This is a genomic window from Arthrobacter sp. FW306-06-A (assembly GCF_021870055.1).
Taxonomy (GTDB): Bacteria; Actinomycetota; Actinomycetes; order Actinomycetales; family Micrococcaceae; genus Arthrobacter.
In genome coordinates, this window is the sequence record NZ_CP084552.1 from 1,950,855 (window position 1) to 1,969,414 (window position 18,560).

14 protein-coding genes are annotated in these 18,560 nt (G+C 67.7%); 9 read left to right on the forward strand and 5 right to left on the reverse strand.

Going from position 1 to position 18,560, the window contains the following annotated elements; translation table 11 throughout:
- The first annotated feature begins 157 nt into the window (after nucleotides 1-157).
- From LFT49_RS08900 to LFT49_RS08940, 9 genes are all read left to right on the forward strand, one after another.
- Nucleotides 158-2,971 carry an aconitate hydratase gene (locus LFT49_RS08900; protein WP_237430266.1) on the forward strand — a complete coding sequence of 938 codons (2,814 nt, stop codon included), beginning with the start codon at nucleotides 158-160 and terminating at the stop codon, nucleotides 2,969-2,971.
- 142 nt (nucleotides 2,972-3,113) lie between these two features.
- Nucleotides 3,114-5,087 (forward strand): 1-deoxy-D-xylulose-5-phosphate synthase, encoded by a 1,974-nt coding sequence (gene dxs, locus LFT49_RS08905; protein ID WP_236821821.1) that lies wholly within the window; start codon nucleotides 3,114-3,116, stop codon nucleotides 5,085-5,087.
- A complete protein-coding gene (locus LFT49_RS08910; RefSeq protein ID WP_236802086.1) occupies nucleotides 5,084-5,704 on the forward strand; it encodes a DUF402 domain-containing protein in 621 nt (206 codons plus the stop codon). Before dxs ends, LFT49_RS08910 begins: the two co-directional genes overlap by 4 nt.
- Complete coding sequence (locus LFT49_RS08915; protein WP_236802087.1) at nucleotides 5,701-6,261, forward strand: hypothetical protein; 561 nt, start codon at nucleotides 5,701-5,703, stop codon at nucleotides 6,259-6,261. Before LFT49_RS08910 ends, LFT49_RS08915 begins: the two co-directional genes overlap by 4 nt.
- 9 nt (nucleotides 6,262-6,270) lie before the next feature.
- The gene (locus LFT49_RS08920; RefSeq protein ID WP_236802088.1) at nucleotides 6,271-7,248 is read left to right on the forward strand and encodes an aldo/keto reductase; all 978 of its coding nucleotides are present in this window, start codon (nucleotides 6,271-6,273) and stop codon (nucleotides 7,246-7,248) included.
- 6 nt (nucleotides 7,249-7,254) lie between these two features.
- Complete coding sequence (locus tag LFT49_RS08925; protein ID WP_236821822.1) at nucleotides 7,255-8,280, forward strand: nucleoside hydrolase; 1,026 nt, start codon at nucleotides 7,255-7,257, stop codon at nucleotides 8,278-8,280.
- 201 nt (nucleotides 8,281-8,481) lie between these two features.
- The gene (locus LFT49_RS08930; RefSeq protein WP_237430267.1) at nucleotides 8,482-9,336 is read left to right on the forward strand and encodes an ECF transporter S component; all 855 of its coding nucleotides are present in this window, start codon (nucleotides 8,482-8,484) and stop codon (nucleotides 9,334-9,336) included.
- Between the two features lie 9 nt (nucleotides 9,337-9,345).
- Complete coding sequence (locus LFT49_RS08935) at nucleotides 9,346-10,134, forward strand: energy-coupling factor transporter transmembrane component T family protein (protein ID WP_237430268.1); 789 nt, start codon at nucleotides 9,346-9,348, stop codon at nucleotides 10,132-10,134.
- Nucleotides 10,127-11,731 carry an ABC transporter ATP-binding protein gene (locus tag LFT49_RS08940; RefSeq protein ID WP_237430269.1) on the forward strand — a complete coding sequence of 535 codons (1,605 nt, stop codon included), beginning with the start codon at nucleotides 10,127-10,129 and terminating at the stop codon, nucleotides 11,729-11,731. Before LFT49_RS08935 ends, LFT49_RS08940 begins: the two co-directional genes overlap by 8 nt.
- A 45-nt stretch (nucleotides 11,732-11,776) precedes the next feature.
- Here the strand turns inward: LFT49_RS08940 and LFT49_RS08945 are convergent, their stop codons facing one another.
- From LFT49_RS08945 to LFT49_RS08965, 5 genes are all read right to left on the reverse strand, one after another.
- The gene (locus LFT49_RS08945; RefSeq protein WP_237430270.1) at nucleotides 11,777-13,939 is read right to left on the reverse strand and encodes a 3-hydroxyacyl-CoA dehydrogenase NAD-binding domain-containing protein; all 2,163 of its coding nucleotides are present in this window, start codon (nucleotides 13,937-13,939) and stop codon (nucleotides 11,777-11,779) included.
- The gene (locus LFT49_RS08950) at nucleotides 13,936-15,216 is read right to left on the reverse strand and encodes a thiolase family protein (protein ID WP_236802094.1); all 1,281 of its coding nucleotides are present in this window, start codon (nucleotides 15,214-15,216) and stop codon (nucleotides 13,936-13,938) included. Before LFT49_RS08950 ends, LFT49_RS08945 begins: the two co-directional genes overlap by 4 nt.
- A 121-nt stretch (nucleotides 15,217-15,337) precedes the next feature.
- Nucleotides 15,338-16,672, reverse strand: coding sequence for an HRDC domain-containing protein (locus LFT49_RS08955; RefSeq protein WP_236802095.1), 1,335 nt, complete (start codon nucleotides 16,670-16,672; stop codon nucleotides 15,338-15,340).
- A gap of 12 nt (nucleotides 16,673-16,684) precedes the next feature.
- Nucleotides 16,685-17,374 (reverse strand): DUF3000 domain-containing protein, encoded by a 690-nt coding sequence (locus tag LFT49_RS08960; protein WP_237430271.1) that lies wholly within the window; start codon nucleotides 17,372-17,374, stop codon nucleotides 16,685-16,687.
- Between the two features lie 58 nt (nucleotides 17,375-17,432).
- Nucleotides 17,433-18,530: a threonine aldolase family protein gene (locus tag LFT49_RS08965; protein ID WP_237430493.1), complete on the reverse strand. Its 1,098-nt coding sequence runs from the start codon at nucleotides 18,528-18,530 to the stop codon at nucleotides 17,433-17,435.
- Between the last annotated feature and the right edge of the window lie 30 nt (nucleotides 18,531-18,560).

The following is an 18,560-nucleotide window of genomic DNA, read 5'->3' on the forward strand; positions in this document are numbered from 1 at the left end:
GGGTTTTGGACTACGATGGCGGTAGTAGTCCCACGTCGCGCCCGAATTCTCGGCCGGCCGTGTGCAATTTTCGGGCCCTGTAACTACTTAGGGCGTCCTAACTAGCAGGCGGTCAACCGCGCGACAAAGATGAAACTGTTGCGAGAGGAGTCCTGCGATGAGCACTGTGGACAGCTTCGGTTCAAAAGGCAAACTTAATGTAGCCGGAACCGAATACGAAATTTTCCGGTTGAACTCCGTTGAAGGTGCAGAAAACCTTCCGTTCAGCCTCAAGGTATTGCTTGAAAACCTGTTGAGGACCGAGGACGGCGCGAACATCACTGCCGATCACGTTCGCGCTTTGGCAGGCTGGGATCCCAATGCGGAGCCCAATACAGAAATCCAGTTCACGCCGGCACGCGTGATCATGCAGGACTTCACTGGCGTCCCCTGCGTGGTCGACCTTGCCACCATGCGTGAAGCGGTCAAGGACCTGGGCGGCGACCCCAAGCGGGTCAACCCGCTGGCACCGGCCGAAATGGTCATCGACCACTCCGTCCAGATCGACGCTTTCGGCAACGCCGGGGCGCTGGAGCGCAACATGGAGATCGAATACCAGCGCAACGGTGAGCGTTACCAGTTCCTGCGCTGGGGCCAGACCGCATTCGACGACTTCAAGGTGGTTCCCCCGGGAACCGGCATCGTGCACCAGGTCAACATCGAATACCTGGCCCGCACCGTGATGACCCGTGAAGTGGACGGTGCGCTCCGCGCCTACCCCGACACCTGCGTCGGCACCGACTCGCACACCACCATGGTCAACGGCCTGGGTGTGCTGGGCTGGGGCGTTGGCGGCATCGAAGCCGAGGCAGCGATGCTCGGCCAGCCCGTCTCCATGCTGATCCCGCGCGTCGTGGGCTTCAAGCTCAGCGGCAGCATCCCCGCCGGCGCCACCGCCACCGACGTGGTGCTGACCATCACCGAGATGCTGCGCAAGCACGGCGTGGTGGGCAAGTTCGTTGAGTTCTACGGCGAAGGCGTGGCCGCGGTGCCGCTGGCAAACCGCGCCACCATCGGCAACATGAGCCCCGAGTTTGGCTCCACCGCTGCCATGTTCCCCATCGACGACGTCACCCTGGACTACCTGCGCCTCACCGGCCGCCCGGACCAGAACGTCGCCCTCGTCGAGGCGTACGCCAAGGAACAGGGCCTCTGGCACGATCCTTCCCGCGACATCAAGTTCTCCGAGTACCTGGAACTGGACCTGTCCACGGTTGTTCCGTCGATCTCCGGCCCCAAGCGCCCGCAGGACCGCATCATCCTTTCCGAGTCCAAGGCCCAGTTCCGCGAGGACCTCCGCAACTACGTCAAGGTGGACCTCGCTGACGGCAGCCTGGACGAAGCGATCGACGAGAGCTTCCCGGCCTCCGACTCGCCGTCGTTCACCGCCACGGCCACCCACCTCTCCGAGGAAGCCCCGCACGCCCACGGACCGAAGTCCAATGGCCGCCCCTCCAAGAAGGTAGCGGTCAAGACCGCCGACGGCCGCGAATTCGAACTGGACCACGGCGCGGTGTCGATCGCTTCGATCACCTCCTGCACCAACACGTCCAACCCCTCCGTTATGCTGGCCGCCGCACTGCTGGCACGCAACGCCGTGGAGAAGGGACTCACTGCCAAGCCGTGGGTCAAGACCTCCGTGGCTCCCGGTTCCAAGGTGGTCACCGACTACTACAACAAGTCGGGCCTGACCCCCTACCTGGAGAAGCTGGGCTTCTTCATCGTGGGCTACGGCTGCGCCACCTGCATCGGCAACTCCGGACCGCTCGACGCAGAGATCTCCGAGGCCATCCAGGCCAACGACCTCTCGGTCACTGCAGTCCTCTCGGGCAACCGAAACTTCGAAGGCCGCATCAACCCGGACGTCAAGATGAACTACCTGGCCTCCCCGCCGCTGGTCATCGCCTACGCCCTGGCCGGCACCATGGACTTCGACTTCGAAGCCGACCCCCTGGGCCAGGACGAAGCAGGCAACGACGTCTTCCTGAAGGACATCTGGCCCAACCCGGTTGAGGTCCAGCAGGTCATCGATTCCTCGATCGACAAGGACATGTTCGCCAAGGGCTACGAGGGCGTCTTCGAAGGCGACGACCGCTGGAAGGCGCTGGACACCCCCGCAGGTGACACCTTCGCCTGGGACGAGAAGTCCACCTACGTCCGGAAGCCCCCGTACTTCGAGGGTATGCAGGCGCAGCCGGAACCGGTCAAGGACATCACCGGTGCCCGCGTGCTCCTGAAGCTCGGCGACTCCGTCACCACCGACCACATCTCCCCGGCCGGTTCGTTCAAGTCCGACACCCCCGCCGGCCAGTACTTGCTGGCCAGTGGCGTGGAGCGCAAGGACTTCAACTCCTACGGCTCGCGTCGTGGCAACCACGAAGTGATGATCCGCGGTACGTTCGCGAACATCCGCATCAAGAACCAGCTCCTGGACGGCGTTGAGGGCGGCTTTACCCGCGACTTCACGCAGGCAGACGGCCCCCAGGCCTACGTCTACGACGCCGCCCAGAACTACCAGGCAGCCGGCACCCCGCTGGTGGTCCTGGCAGGCAAGGAGTACGGTTCCGGATCATCCCGTGACTGGGCCGCCAAGGGCACCGCGCTGCTGGGCGTCAAGGCCGTCATCGCCGAGAGCTACGAGCGTATCCACCGCTCCAACCTCATCGGCATGGGCGTCCTGCCGCTGCAGTTCCCGGCCGGCGAGAACGCTGCCAGCCTGGGCCTGACCGGCACCGAAACCTTCTCGGTTGAGGGCGTCACCGCCCTTAACGAGGGCACCACGCCCAGGACCCTGAAGGTCACCGCCACCGCCGAGGACGGCTCATCGAAGACGTTCGACGCCGTCCTGCGCATCGACACCCCGGGTGAAGCGGACTACTACCGCAACGGCGGCATCCTGCAGTACGTGCTGCGCCAGATTTCCGCCAACTAGCGGGCTCTGCCAGCAGGCAGCATCCTCCCGAAGCCCCGGCCGGTCACCGACCAGCCGGGGCTTCGGCTTTTCAGCCACGTCCGGCCCTGCGAACCGAGGCGTTAGAGTTAAACGGCACGTCTACCATCCGAAGGAGGGGTCATTGGGAATCTTGGACACCATCCGGAATCCGCAGGACCTGAACGAGTTGACCGAGGAACAGCTGGAACAGCTGGCTTCGGAGATCAGGGACTTCCTGATCACGAACGTCTCCCAGACGGGCGGCCACCTCGGGCCCAACCTCGGCGTCGTGGAACTGACGCTGGCCGTGCACCGCATCTTCGAATCTCCCCGTGACAGCATCGTCTTTGATACGGGCCACCAGTCCTACGTGCACAAGCTCCTCACCGGGCGCCAGGACTTCAGCACCCTCCGGCAGGAAGGCGGCCTCTCCGGCTACCCTGCCCGGGCCGAATCCGAACACGACATCGTGGAAAGCTCCCACGCGTCATCGTCCCTGTCCTGGGCCGACGGCATCTCCCGCGCCCGCCAGCTCATCGGTGAAGGTGACCGGCACGTGGTGGCCATCGTGGGTGACGGCGCCCTCACCGGCGGCATGGCCTGGGAGGCCATCAACAACATCGCAGCCGACAAGAAGCGCCGCGTGGTGATCGTGGTCAACGACAACGGCCGCTCCTATGCACCCACCGTGGGCGGATTTGCTGACTACCTTGCCTCACTTCGCCCCACCATCGACTCCTTCCGCGCCGCCCCTGCCTACGAGGGCGCCCTGGACTGGTGGAAGAAGAGGCTGCAGAACGGCGGCCCCGTAGGCCAGTTCACCTACAAGAGCCTGCATGCCATGAAAAAGGGCATCAAGGACTGGTGGGCACCGCAGGGCATGTTCGAGGACCTCGGCATGAAATACATCGGCCCCGTGGACGGCCACAACCTCCAGGCGATGGAGAATGCACTGTCCACTGCGAAGAACTACGGCGGCCCGGTCATCGTTCACGCGATGACGGAAAAGGGCCACGGCTACGCTCCGGCCCGCGCCCATGAAGCCGACCAGTTCCACGCCGTCGGCATCATCGACCCCGAAACCGGCGAGCCCACCGGCACGGGCAGCGCACAGTCCTGGACCTCGGTGTTCGCGGACGAGATCGCCGCCATCGCCGACGAACGCGACGACATCGTCGGCATCACCGGGGCCATGCTGATCCCGGTGGGCCTGCACAAGTTTGCAGCCAAGCACCCCAAACGGGTCATCGACGTCGGCATCGCCGAACAACATGCCCTGACCGCCGCCGCAGGCATGGCCTTCGGCGGGCTGCACCCCGTCGTGGCCGTCTACGCCACGTTCCTGAACCGCGCCTTCGACCAGCTGCTCATGGATGTCGCCCTCCACAAGGCAGGCGTCACCATCGTCCTGGACCGCGCCGGCGTCACCGGACCCGACGGTGCCAGCCATCACGGCATGTGGGACATGGCCATGGTCCAGATCGTTCCCGGACTGCACCTGGCCGCGCCCCGTGACGCCACCCGGCTCCGCGAGGAACTCCGCGAGGCCGTTGCCATCAGTGACGCTCCCAGCGTGGTGCGGTTCTCCAAAGGATCCGTCGGCCCGGCAGTGGAGGCCCTGGAACGGCTCAGCGACGGCGTGGACGTCCTGGCCCGCCGTCCCTCCGGCTCCACCGAAAATGACGTGCTGATCGTCAGCGTCGGGGCCATGTCGGAGCTGGCCCTCGATGTCTCCAACCGGCTCGGCGCCCAAGGCATCAGCACCACCGTGGTGGACCCCCGTTGGGTCCTCCCGGTCCGCCGCTCCATCATTGCGCTGGCCTCACACCACCGCCTGGTGATCTGCATCGAAGACGGCGTCCGGGCCGGCGGCGTGGGCTCCCGCATCCGCCAGGAAATGCGGGCGGCAGGAGTGGACACCGCCCTGAACGAGGTGGGCCTGCCCGTCGAGTTCCTGGACCACGGCACCCGCAACCAGGTGCTGGAGCGTGTCGGGCTCACCGCCCAGCAGATCACGCACGACGTCGTGGCGCAGGTCCTGGGCACGAAGGTTCCGTTTGCGCGTCCCCTCCCCGGGCAGCAGCACCCCACCACCGGCAGCCTTCCGATCCTGTGAGGGACGAGGACGAACTGAAGTATCCCGGCCCTGCCGGGGAGTCCGGACCGGTTCTGCACACCACCACGACCAGGGTCCCCAACGGACTGCAGCCGGGCCAGCTGGTGGTTTCCCGGAACCGCAAGTGGAACGGGAAGGCCCACTGGGTGGTGCCCGGGCAGTACATCGGCGAAGACCAGCACGGATGGTGGATCTTCCAAGGCACCAACGAGTTCTGCTCCCGCCCCGGCGCTGCCTTCTACACGCGCTCCGACGCGGTCCTGCTGGTGCCGCGCCAGGGTGACTGGGTGGCCACGTTCTACGACTCAGCCCACCCGGGCGGCGTCCGCGTGTACATTGATCTCGCCGTCGGCCACGAGTGGACGCACATCCGTCCCACCGTGACCGAGTTCCATGTGATCGACATGGACCTCGACGTTATCCGGACCGACAGCCGCGGTGTCTTCATCGACGACCAGGACGAATTCGCGGAACACAGCGTCTCCATGCACTACCCGGAGCGGCTGATCCAGGACATCCAGGCCGCAGCGGACGATCTCTACCACGCAGTAAAGGCGCAGCAGGCGCCCTTCGACGGCACCGACGTCGACTGGTTTACCAAAGGACGCAACATATGAGCGGCATTGTCAGGGTCTACAAGCGCGACGACGAGGGCGCCCTCCAGTTCAGGGAGGCCTGGTTCGACGAGGACTACTCCCAGTTCGTGATGAATTTCGGTGCCGTGGGGCACCAGAGCAAGACGGAGGAGACCGACGTCCCCGACGCCGCTGCTGCCGACGCGCTCCTGGACGCCTTCGCGGCCCAGTGCGCCGAGGACGGCTACGTCGAAATCCCCAATGAGGAGCAGTCCTGGGTGGTGGCCCAGTTCGCCCTCAAGACCAAGGAAGGCACGGAGCGGGACCGCTACCTGGAGCAGAAGGCCAAGGACGCGCTGATCAGCCACCTGGCATGGCGCGGCCTGGGCACGGTGGAACGCTCCGAGTTCACCGACTACAAGCTCAACATCTTCTGCCTGTGCCCGGATGTGAACAAAGCGGTCAATGCCATCAAGGTCTGCATCCGCGGCGAGGACCTGGACTTCACCAAGCTCAGCATCGGTGCCGCTCCCTACAATGACCCGGACCATTTCAAACTCAAGCACTCAGCCAAGCCCGCCGGCGGCTTCAGCCTCTAGGAGACAGCCTTGACCAGTTACCGCCGCCTCGGAAAATCAGGCCTTACCGTCTCCACCGTGGGACTTGGCTGCAACAACCTGGGCCGGGCGAACACCGCCACGGAGTCGCAGGACGCAACTGACGCCGTCGTCCATGCCGCCCTCGACGCCGGCATCACCCTGTTCGACGTCGCAGACACTTACGGCCGGGAACCTGGCCTCAGCGAGACCATGCTCGGCAAGGCCCTCGGCGCCCGGCGTGGCGACGTGGTCCTGGCCACCAAGTTCGGGATGGACGCCAAAGGCGCCAATGGCCCGGACTTCGGCGCCCGCGGCTCCCGGCGTTACATCATGGAGGCGGTGGAAGCCTCGCTGCGCCGGCTGGGCACCGACTGGATTGACCTGTACCAGTTCCACACCCCGGACCCGCTGACTCCCATCGATGAGACCCTGGCAGCGCTGGACACCCTGGTCCGCAGCGGCAAGGTCCGCTACATCGGGCACTCCAACCGGTCCGGCTGGCAGATTGCCCAGGCGGAGTACGTGGCCCGGGAACTGGGCACTGAACGCTTCATCTCCTCGCAGAACCACTACAACCTCCTGGACCGGCGCGCCGAACTCGAAGTGACCCCGGCCGCCGAGGAGTTCGGCCTGGGCGTGCTGCCGTACTTCCCGCTGGCCAACGGGCTGCTCACCGGCAAGTACGCGCCGGGCCACGCGCCAGAGGGGTCCCGCCTCAGCCACACCCGCACCAACCTGGTGAACGACGCCGACTGGGACCAGTTGGGCCAGTACAGCGCCTTCGCCAAGGAGCGCGGCCTGACGGAAATTGAGGTGGCTTTCTCCTGGCTCGCCGCCCAGCCCTCGGTGGCCAGCGTCATCGCCGGCGCCACCAGGCCGGAGCAGGTCAGGCAGAACGCGGAAGCGGCCAACTGGGTCCCCACCCCGGACGAGCTCGCCGCCCTGGATGAGATCTTCCCCGCAGTGCCCAAGGTGGCGCTCTTCTAGGCAGCCGTGCCCGCCTACCTGCTGGATGTCGATACCGGCATCGACGACGCCCTGGCGCTTGCCTACCTTGCCGCCCTCCCGGACACCGAATTCGTGGCGGTGACGGCCACGCCGGGGAACGTGGACGCGGACCAGGTGGCCCGCAACACCCTGGCGCTGCTGGAACTGTGCGGCCGGCCCGGAGTAGAGGTGGCGGTAGGGGCGCGCAAGCCGCTGTCCATCCCGCTGCTCACCACCCCCGAAACCCACGGACCCCAGGGCATCGGCTACGCCGTGCTGCCTGAACCATCGGGGCAGCTCAGCACCCGGAACGCCGTGGACCTCTGGATCGAACACGCCAGGGCCCGGCCGGGGGAACTCACTGCGCTGATCACGGCCCCGCTGACCAACTTCGCCCTGGCGCTGCGGAAGGAACCGGAACTTCCCGATCTCCTGGCCAAGGTGGTGATCATGGGTGGTGCCTTCTACCACCAGGGCAACACCACGCCCACGGCCGAGTGGAACACCCACGTGGATCCCCACGCCGCGAAGGAGGTGTACGCCGCATACCGGGGCCGGCCGGAGGAGAAGCTGCCCATAGTCTGCTCTTTGGACACCACGGAGCGCATGGAGTTGCACCCTGCCCACGTCCAGGCGCTTGCCGAGGCCGCCGGGGCCACCGTCCCTGAACTGGTTCTCCCCGAAGACCCGGAGGGCCGGCGCAGCACCTCCGACAACAGCCTGGTCAGGCACCTGTCGGATGCGCTCCGCTTCTACTTCGAATTCCACCGGCATTACGACCAGGGGTACCTGGCCCACGTCCACGATTTTTTCGCCGCCGGAGTCGCCGCCGGCACGCTCGAGTACACCGCCCGGCCCGCCACCGTGGACGTGGAAACGGACTCACCGCTCCTGGTGGGGACCACCGTGGCTGACTTCCGCGGGCTCTGGGGCGCGCCGCCGAACGCCCGGGTGGTGTCCGGGAACAACCCCCGGCAGGCCTTTGGTGAGCTGGTGTCCGCCGTCGGGAGACTGGCCCGCCGCGTGGGGTAGCCGGAGGGCTGGCGAACAGGGGTAAAACGGGCTGCACCGGGTGGTGGTCCTCCACGGGACGCTGCCGGGGAATGGCCGGTAGAATGGGCACCGGACCGGCCCGGCGCAGTTGCCGCCGGCTGCTGCCGAGGTGACATAGGCAGCCACACTCCGGCCCGGTACTGGCCGGGCCACTGCCTGCACCCCAAAGGAACATTCCCCATGTCATCGCCCTCTCTGACGCTCCCGTCACAGGAACGCTCACCGGCGCGCCGCCGCCTGCTGGAGATCCTCGGCGCCCTGGCCATCGCCGCCACCTACATCTACCTTGTGCTCAACCAGCCAGCCGATATCACCGGCGGCCCGGGCAGCGCGTCCGCCCTGATTGCCCTCACCGGCTTCCTTGCGGGGGCCGTCCTGCTGATCGTCGCCGTCCTGCCCACCCTGCCCGCGTCCACCCTGGTGCTGATCCCCGTGGCCCTGGTCCTCAACATCGTGCTGGGGCAGTTCGTCGGCAGCACCCTGGTGCCCTTCTACCTCGATGCCATCGGCACGGTGCTGATCGCAGTCCTGGCCGGACCAGCAGCCGGCGCAGCCACCGGTGCCCTCAGCAGCATCGTCTGGTCCTTCTTCAACCCCACGGTGCTGCCGTTCGCTGCCGGCGCCGCGCTCATCGGTTGCCTGGCAGGACTGGCGGCACGCTACGGACTGTTCCGCCGTTTCTACCTGGCTCCGATCGCCGGCTTCATCACCGGGATCGTCGCGGGCGTGGTCTCCGCTCCGGTGGCCGCCTTCGTTTTCGGCGGAACCTCCGGTGTAGCGACGGGCGCCATCGTCAGCGCCTTCCGGGCCATGGGGGACAGCCTGCTGGGTGCCATCACCAAGCAGGCCTTGATCTCCGATCCCATGGACAAGGCGATCGTGTTCACCGTCGTCGCCATCCTGGCCTACGCGCTGCCCCGCCGGGCACGCCAGCAGTTCCCGTTCATCCGGCGCCACCGCGTCCTTGCCGGGAACGCCTCGTCTGCCGAGGCCCGCACAGACGCCCCGGCCCCGGGTACAGCTGCGAAAGGCTGACCGGACCCTGTGACAGCATCCCCGGCAGGCAGGACCGCGGCGGGCGCCAGGCGGACGCGGCTTAATCCGCTGACCCTGCTGGCGGCTGCCGGCAGCACGGCGGCCATTACGACGGCGGCAGCAAGCTGGCAGCTGTCAGTCGCCGTGGTTGCCGCGTCGCTTGGCCTGTCGCTGGCAGGTGGCACAGCCCGCCGCGTGCTGCCCGCGGCCGCAGCGGTCCTGGTTCCGCTTGGCCTGTCACTGCTTGTCCTGCACGGATTGTTTTTCCCTGAAGGCCGCACGGTCCTGGCCGAGTGGGGACCTGCCCGCATCACGGCAGAGGGCCTGGACTTCGCGTGCCGGCGGATCCTGCAGCTGGCCGCCGTCGTTCTGGCGCTGCTGCTGTTTTCCTTCAGCGTTAGGGTGCCTGACCTTGTGGCCGCGTTGTCCGCCCGCGGCGTGCAGGGCCGGTTCGCATTCGTGCTGGCGTCCACCATGACCTTGCTGCCTGCCATCACCGCACGCGCACAACGGATCCGGCAGGCCCAGGAATCACGCGGCCTGGTGGTCACCCGCAGCCTGGTGTCCCGGGTTGGCGCGTTCCGGCTGCAGGCCGTCCCCCTGGTGCTGTCCCTGATCGAGGATGCCGGAACCAGGGCGGCGGCTTTGGAGGCGCGGGGACTGAGCAATCCCGGCCCACGGACCAGCTTCCGCGAGGTTCCTGATTCCAGCCTGCAGCGGGCCGCACGCGCGGTCCTGGTGTTGATGGCCCTGGCAGCGGTGGTGCTCCGCCTGGTGCAGGCAGGTCCGGGTGGCTGAGCGCATGGCCACGGAAGGCCCACGGAACGCAGGCAAGGCCGGCAATGACAGTAGTGCGGGCAATGACAGTGCTGCTGCCGCGCCTGTGCTCGCGGCCGGGATCCGGCATTTCACCTTCCATGACGGGCAAGCCCCGGCACTGCGGGAGGTGGGTGTTTCCTTTCCGCCCGGGTCCTTCACAGCCGTCCTGGGCGCCTCGGGGAGCGGCAAATCCACCCTGGGCCGTCTCCTGGCCAGCTGGCTGCCACCGGGCGGCCATGGAGTCCTGTCAGGATTCCTTGAGCTGTCAGGCACCAGGTTGGAGTTCGACGGCGGCCCGGGGGATCCGCGGATCAATCCCGCCGAGTGGGGCCGCCAGGTGGGTTTCGTCCCGCAGGACCCCGCCACTGTTCTGTCCACCGTCCGGGCGACGGTGGCCGAGGAGCTGGCGTTCGGATTGGAAAACGCCGGGATCGAGCGCGGCGCCATGGTGGCGGCGGTGGAACGCACCGCGGGGCTGCTGGGACTGCGGTGCAAACTGGACGAGGACCCGGCACGGCTCTCCGGTGGCCAACTGCGCCGCCTGGCCATTGGCTGCGCGATCATCGCCGGGCCGCCGGTACTGGTCATGGACGAGCCTTTGGCCTCCCTGGACGCGGCAGGGACTGCGGAGCTTGCAGCACTGGTACGCGACCTCCTGAACCGCGGCACCGCCGTCGTGATCCTCAGCCAGACCATTGATCCCCTGCTGCAGGGCGCCGACACCTGGCTGGTGCTGTCGGACGGTACGGTCACCGCCAGCGGTCCGCCGGCGGCCATGGAAAGCAGTCCAGGGTCGCTGCCGGCATCGATCCGGCGCCCTGGCACCGTGCAGGCTCCGGCAAGCTCCCTTCCGCGGACACTGAAAGTCAAGCGCGGTGCCCCTTCGCTGCAGTTGCAGGGCGTGTCTTTCGGCTACCCGGCACCGCCCAGGGGCAGGAGACAGCGGAAAGTATTAAGGCGGAAACCCTCAACCCCGGTGCTGCAGGACATAAACCTGGTCGTCCATCCGGGGGAGATCGTGGCCGTGACCGGACCCAACGGCGCCGGCAAGTCGACCCTCCTGCGGCACTTCAACGGCCTGCTGCGGCCCACATCTGGCCGCGTGGCAGTCGGCGGCACTGACATCGCCGGAACCCCGGTGGGGAGGACCGCGGCCTCGGTGGGCCTGCTGTTCCAGCAGCCGCGTGACCAGTTGTTTGAGCGGACCGTGCACCGGGAGGTCAGCTTCGGGCTGGACCGCCTGGTGGGTCCGGCAGCGGTGAAGGACCGTGCCGCAGCGGCACTGCGGGCGGTGGGCCTGGCGGCTGCGGCTGAAGACCATCCGGCCGAGCTGCCGGCGTCAGCCCAGCGCCTCCTGGCCCTGGCTACCGTCCTGGCCCGCAAGCCCGCCGTCCTGGCGCTGGACGAGCCCACCGTGGCGCTGGACGGGGACGGGCTGGCCCTGCTCGACGCCGCTGTACGGTCAGCAGCGGCGGGGGGCGCCGCCGTCGTGCTGGTCACCCATGACCTGGCCTATGCACGCTCGGCGGCGGACCGCATTCTGGCGCTCGACGGCGGCCGGCTGGTGCCGGCCTGACCGCGTGTGCTGCCTGGCCCTTGCGGGCCAGGCAGCCTGCCGCTGCTAGCCTTGCGCCGGTGAGGCGACGCCGGGGGCCAGGAAACGCTTGCCGTTGACCCGTTCCGAGGCGCCCACGCGGTCCAGGTACGGCGTGATGCCGCCCAGGAACATCGGCCAGCCCGCGCCAAGGATCATGCAAAGGTCGATGTCCTCGGGCCCTGCCACGACGCCCTCGTCCAGCATCAGTCCGATTTCCTCAGCCAGGGCATCCTGGACGCGGCGCAGCACCTGCTCTCCAGTGGAAGGGCTGGTACCGAAGGACATCAGCTCCAACGTGGAAGCCGGGATGGCCCGCGAGCCGTCCGGCGCAGCCTCCCACAACGCCTTGACGTTGTTGTCGATGAGCTTCTTCAGGTTGTCGGACACCGGGAAGCGTTCCCCGAAAGCTGCATACAGCGATTCCTGGACGTGCTGTGCCACCGGCAGGCCCACCATGGCCAGCAGCGTGAAAGGCGTCATAGGCAGGCCCATGGGACGCAGCGCGGTGTCTGCCACTTCCGCCGGGGTGCCTTCGTCGAACGCAGCCGTCACTTCGCCCATGAGCCGGAGCAGGATGCGGTTGACCACGAACGCCGCGGCGTCCTTGACCAGAACGCCCGTCTTCTTCAGGGCCTTGGCCAGTTCGAAGGCGGTGGCCAGGACAGCGTCATCGGTCCGCGGGGCCCGGACGATCTCCAGGAGCGGCATGACGGCGACCGGGTTGAAGAAGTGGAAACCCACCAGCCGCTCGGGGTGCTGCAGGTCGGCGGCCATCTCCGTCACGGACAGGGAGGACGTGTTGGTGGCCAGGATGCACTCCGGCCCCACGATCCCCTCCAGCTCGGCGAACACCTGCTTCTTGATGTGCAGTTCCTCGAAGACCGCCTCGATCACGAAGTCGGCGTCCGCGAACACCTCTTTCGACACCGATCCCGTCACCAGTGCCTTGGTGCGGTTGGCGGCGTCCTGGCTGATGCGCTGCTTGGCCAGCAGCTTGTCCACCTCGGCATGGACGTAGGCCACGCCCTTGTCCACCCGCGCCTGGTCGATGTCGGTCAGGACCACCGGCACCTTCAACTGGCGGGCGAACAGCAGTGCCAGCTGGCCGGCCATCAGCCCGGCGCCCACCACGCCCACCTTGGTGACGGGGCGGGCCAACTTGCGGTCGGGGGCTCCGGCGGGGCGCTTGGCACGCTTCTGCACCAGGTCCAGGAACGCGTAGACCGTGGAACGGAACTCGTCCGTCTGCATGAGTCCGGCCAGCGTCTCGCATTCCAGGGCGGCGGATTCCGCGGCCGTCATGGTCCGGTTGGCCTCGAGGAGTTCCAGGACCTTGGCGGGGGCCGGGGAGGCATTGGAGGTCTTGCCCTCCACGAACCTGCGGCCGGCTTCAACCGCGGCGGTCCAGCGGGCCGCAGCGTCGGGGGAGGAAGGGTCGACGGCGTTGGGCCGCTCCGGGACCACCTCGCCGGAGATGACGCCGGCTGCCCAGGCCAGTGACTGTTCCAGGAAGTCGGCGGGCTCGAAGACGGCGTCCGCGATGCCCATGGCGAAGGCCTGGGTGCCGGTGAGGGTCCGGTTGTTGCTGAGCGGGTTCTCGATCATGACCTTGACCGCGTTCTCCGGACCCACCAGGCGGGGCAGGATGTAGACGCCGCCCCAGCCGGGCACCAGGCCAAGGAATCCCTCCGGCAGCGCCAGGGCGCCGGCCCCCGTGGAGACCGTGCGGTAAGTGGACTGCAGGGCGATCTCCAGGCCCCCGCCCAGGGCAGCGCCGTTGATGAACGCGAAGCTGGGGACGCCCAGGTTGGCCAGTGTGGCGTAGACGTCATGGCCCAGCTGTGCCATCCACAGTCCGTGCTCGCGTTCTTCCAGTGACTTCACGGCGGAGAGGTCCGCGCCGGCCACCAGGTAATGCGGCTTGCCGGTGACGCCGACGCCCACGATTTCGCCGCGGGCCGCGCGGCCCCGCAGGCCCTCCAGCACGGTCCCCAGCTCCACCAGGGTGTTGGGGCCCAGGGTGGTGGGCTTGGTGTGGTCCAGGTCGTTGTCCAGGGTGACCAGGGCGAAGGTGCCGGGGCTTGGTTTTCCTGCCGTGGCCGGGAGGGTGATGTCCTGCACGTAGGAATGGGTCACGGTTTCGTTGGGGAAGAGGTCGGCCAACTTGCGGAAGTCTGCGGCGCTCATGCCAGGGCTCCTTCGGAAACGGTAGCGGCGGCGGTCTCGCCGGAGGGGGTTCCACTGTAGTCGGGGTGGTGCGGGTTTTCCCAGATCACGGTGCCGCCCATGCCCAGGCCGACGCACATGGTGGTGATCCCGTAACGGACGGACGCGTCTTCCTCGAATTGGCGGGCCAGCTGGATCATCAGCCGCACGCCGGAGGAAGCGAGCGGGTGGCCCACCGCAATGGCGCCGCCGTACCGGTTGACCCGGGGGTCGTCGTCGGCAATGCCGTAATGGTCCAGGAAGCTCAGGACCTGGACGGCGAATGCCTCGTTGATTTCGAACAGGCCGATGTCATCAATGGTCAGTCCTGCGTTCTGCAGCGCCTTTTCGGTGGCGGGGACGGGGCCGATGCCCATGACTTCGGGCTCCACGCCGGCATAGGCGTAGCTGACCAGCCGCATCTTCACCGGCAGGCCCAGTTCTGCGGCGGCGTCGGAGGATGCCAGGACCGCCGCAGTTGCGCCGTCGTTGAGGCCGGCCGCGTTTCCGGCGGTGACCCGGCCGTGTGCGCGGAACGGCGTACGCAGACCGGCCAGGTCGTCCAGGGTGGTGCCGGGCCGGGGAGGCTCGTCCTTGCTGTGCACCGTCCAGCCCTCGCCGGGCTTGCGGGCGGCGACGGGAACCAAGTCGGGCTGGATCTGCCCGTCCTGGTAGGCGGCTGCCAGCTTGTCCTGCGAGGCCACCGCGTACGCGTCGGTGCGCTGCTTGGTGATGGCGGGGAAGCGGTCGTGCAGGTTCTCTGCAGTGTTGCCCATGTTCAGGGCCGCAGGGTCCACCAGGCGTTCGGACATGAACCGCGGATTGGGGTCCGCCCCGGAGCCCATCGGATGGTGGCCCATATGCTCCACGCCGCCGGCAATCACCACATCGTAGGCGCCGAAGCCGATGCCGCCGGCCGTCGTCGTGACAGCAGTCATGGCGCCGGCGCACATGCGGTCGATGGCGAACCCGGGGACGGAGCGGGGCAGGCCGGCCAACAGGGCCGCGGTCCGGCCCAGCGTGAGGCCCTGGTCGCCGGTCTGGGTGGTGGCGGCAATGGCCACCTCATCGATCCGCTCCGGCGGGAGGGACGGGTTGCGGCGCAGCAGGCCGCGGATGCATTTCACGATCAGGTCGTCGGCCCGGGTTCCGGCGTAGATTCCTTTCTCGCCGGCCCTGCCGAAGGGTGTGCGGATGCCGTCCACAAAGACGACGTCGCGGACAGTGCGCTGGGATGCGCCGCTTCCGTGCTGGCTCACGTGTAACTCCTCATCGAGACGTAACGCGCCGGTGCATGCCGAAGGACGGCAGCAGCCTGACGTGGGTCACATCGATGTTACTCGTGAGTAACTTAGCCTGCAAGGGCTGGAATCGCGCGGGCTACTGGCCGCCCGCCGTTGCGGGCGCCTTGGCCTCCTTGGGCGGCAGCGGCTGCGGGTCCAGGAACGCACCGGCGATCAGGGGAGCGGTGAGTTCAACCTGCCACTTTCGGGCGCCGAGCGCCAGCAGCTCTGCGGCGATCGAATCCTCCGTGACCTCGGCCGGCGGCCGCCACGCCACCCGCCGCAGGTAGTCAGGGGTCAAAAGGTTTTCCAGCGGCAGGTCCAGTTCCTCGGCCTTCGCCTGGAGCAGGGGCCGGGCCGTGGCCAGGCGGGCGGCTGCTTCCGGATCCCGGTCAGCCCAGACCCGGGGCGGCGGCGGAGCGTTGGTGGCCAGGTGCAGCGGAGGCAGTTCCTCCAAGGCGCGGGCCGCAGAGATGCAGCGCAGCCAGCGGGGAGCTTCGCGCTGTGCGGCTCGGCCGTGGAACCCCTTGGTGGTGAGCAGTTGCGGAACAGTGGTCGGCATGGCCTTCGCCGCTGCCACAAGGGCTGAATCGGGAAGCAGCCTGCCGGGGGCCACGTCGCGTTTTTGCGCCAGCGAATCGCGTTCCAGCCACAGCTCGCGGACCGCGGCGAGCTGGCGGCGGTCGCGGATCTGGTGCAGGCCGGAGGTCTTGCGCCACGGGTCCACGCGCGGGGGAGCGATGCCGGCTGCCAGGATGGCTGCGAATTCCTGCTCGGCGTACTCCAGTTTTCCGTTGGCCTGCAGCAGTTCGATGAGTTCCTCGCGCAGTTCGGCCAGGACTTCGACGTCAAGTGCAGCGTAGCGCAGCCATGGCTCAGGCAGTGGGCGGGTGGACCAGTCGGCCGCGGAGTGCTCTTTGGCCAGCCCGAACCCCAGCAGCTGTTCGATGACCGCGGCCAGCCCTACGCGGGGCAGCCCCGCAAGCCGGGCGGCGAGTTCGGTGTCGAAGAGCTTGTCCGGCCACATGCCCAGCTCGGACAGGCAGGGCAGGTCCTGGCTGGCAGCGTGCAAAATCCACTCGACGCCGCGCAGGGCGTCGTTGATAATCTCCAGGTTTCCGAACGGCTCCGGATCGATCAACCATGTGCCGGCGCCCTCGCGGCGGATCTGCACCAGGAAGGCGCGTTGCCCGTAGCGGAAGCCGGAAGCGCGTTCGGCGTCCACCCCCGCGGGTCCGGTCCCGGCGGCGATGGCAGCGGCGCAGCGCTCCAGGCCGGACTGGGTCTCGATAACCAGCGGAACGCCATCCCGTGGAGCGTCAAGGTCGATGATTTCGGGGATGGGGCTGTCAAAGCCCTCCACGGTGATGTGGGGTGCGGCAGCAGCAGCCGGGACGCCGGCTGTGGTGTTTTCCGGAGTGTTTAGGGTCATGATGCCCCCAGTTTACCGGGCTGTGCCATAACCGTTCTGTTGGCTTCGGCGGCGGGGCGGGAGCGCGGTGACGCCGTCGGGCAGCGGTGGGAGGCCGGCGAACGTGCACACCATGTCGGACCAGGCCTCAAGGTGGGCCTGGACGTCGGAGGAATCGGGGGTCCAGGAGGCCCGGAGTTCGATGTCGATCGACCCCGGCCGCTCCGCCAGGGTGCCGAAGCTTTCGGAGAGGACCCGGGTTGCGGTACCGCCCGCTGCCCGGTAGCCGGCCTTGTGGTTTTCCAGTGCCTCTACCAGCCAGGTCCACGCCACGGTCCCCAGCATCTGGTCGTTACCCATCTCCGGTTCCAGCTCGGCGCGGATGTAGGTGACGATGCGGAATTCCCCGTCCCACACCGCGGAGCCCTCGGGGTCGTGCAGCAGGATGAAGCGCCCGGTGGCGAGTTCCGTTTCGTCCTCATCCGCCGCAGGGCCGGCCGTTCCGGAGGCGGCGGCGAAGGCCAGCGCCGCCGGTCCGTGCACGGGGGTGGAAGGCGTAGCAACGCCGGGCGCCATGACTTCGGCGCCCAGCGCGACGGCGAAGGGTGCCAGGCGTGCAGGGGCAGGGATCTCCGCGAGCCGCAGTTCCTTGCGGCACCGGGCTTTCCTGAGGGTTCCCAAGGCATGGAGAAAATCCGGGGGAACCTGGTCAAGTGCGTTCACCTTGGCAGATTACGGTGCGGGGCGGTGCGGGGCAGGAAGGCTCGCCGTCAGCGGACGCTCAGCCGGCCTGCGGGTCCCGGTAATCCCGGAGCTCATGGCGGATTGCTGCGGCAAAGGCATCAACGTCCTCCTCGGTGGTGTCAAAGGAACACATCCACCGGACTTCCCCTGTGGCTTCGTCCCAGTCGTAGAACCGGAAGGAGTTGCGCAGCCTGTCCGCCACTCCGGGAGGCAGGACGGCGAAGACGCCGTTGGATTCGGTCTTCTGGGTGGGCCGTACGCCGTCGATGGTGTCGACGGCGGCGCGGAGCCGGGCAGCCATGGCGTTGGCGTGCGAGGCCGAGCGCAGCCACAGGTCGCCTTCCAGCAAAGCGATGAACTGGGCGGACATGAAGCGCATCTTGGAGGCGAGCTGCATGTCCATCTTGCGCAGGTAGAGCAGGCCGTGGGCTGCTTCCGGGTTCAGCGCCACGACCACTTCGCCAAAGAGCAGTCCGTTCTTGGTGCCGCCGAAGGACAGGATGTCTACCCCGGCGTCCCTGGTGAAGGCGCGCAGGGGCACGCCAAGGTGGGCGGCCGCATTGGCCAGCCTCGCGCCGTCCATATGCAGCTTCATGCCTTTGGCGTGCGCGTGGTCGGCAATGGCGCGTATCTCTTCCGGTGTGTAGCAGGTGCCCAGTTCCGTGGTCTGGGTAATGGACACGGCCAGCGGCTGGGCCCGGTGCTCGTCGCCCCAGCCCCAGGCCTCCCGGTCAATCAGTTCGGGGGTCAGCTTGCCGTCGGGGGTGGGAACGTGCAGGAGCTTGAGGCCGCCGATGCGTTCCGGAGCACCGTTTTCGTCCATGTTGATGTGGGCGGTGGAGGCACAGACCACGGCACCCCAGCGGGGGAGCAGGGACTGCAGGGACAGGACGTTGGCTCCGGTGCCGTTGAACACCGGGAAGCATTCAATGCCGGGCCCAAAGTGCTCAACCATCAGTTCCTGCAGCCGTGCGGTGTAGTCGTCTTCGCCGTAGGAGACCTGGTGCCCTTCATTGGCCGCGGCCAGGGCCGCCAAAACCTCAGGGTGGACGCCGGAATAGTTGTCCGAAGCGAAGCCGCGCACGTTGGGATCGTGCAGCCGCAGCGCCGTGCCGGTTTCTGCTGTTGTCGTCATAGGGATGCTCACGCTTTCAGTTTAGGGACA

Coding starts and splice junctions, on each gene's coding strand:
- LFT49_RS08900 (WP_237430266.1), top strand. CDS start 158: ATGAGCACTGTGGACAGCTTCGGTTCAAAAGGCAAACTTAATGTAGCC.
- LFT49_RS08915 (WP_236802087.1), top strand. CDS start 5,701: ATGAGCGGCATTGTCAGGGTCTACAAGCGCGACGACGAGGGCGCCCTC.
- LFT49_RS08930 (WP_237430267.1), top strand. CDS start 8,482: ATGTCATCGCCCTCTCTGACGCTCCCGTCACAGGAACGCTCACCGGCG.
- LFT49_RS08945 (WP_237430270.1), bottom strand. CDS start 13,939: ATGAGCGCCGCAGACTTCCGCAAGTTGGCCGACCTCTTCCCCAACGAA.
- LFT49_RS08955 (WP_236802095.1), bottom strand. CDS start 16,672: ATGACCCTAAACACTCCGGAAAACACCACAGCCGGCGTCCCGGCTGCT.
- LFT49_RS08965 (WP_237430493.1), bottom strand. CDS start 18,530: ATGACGACAACAGCAGAAACCGGCACGGCGCTGCGGCTGCACGATCCC.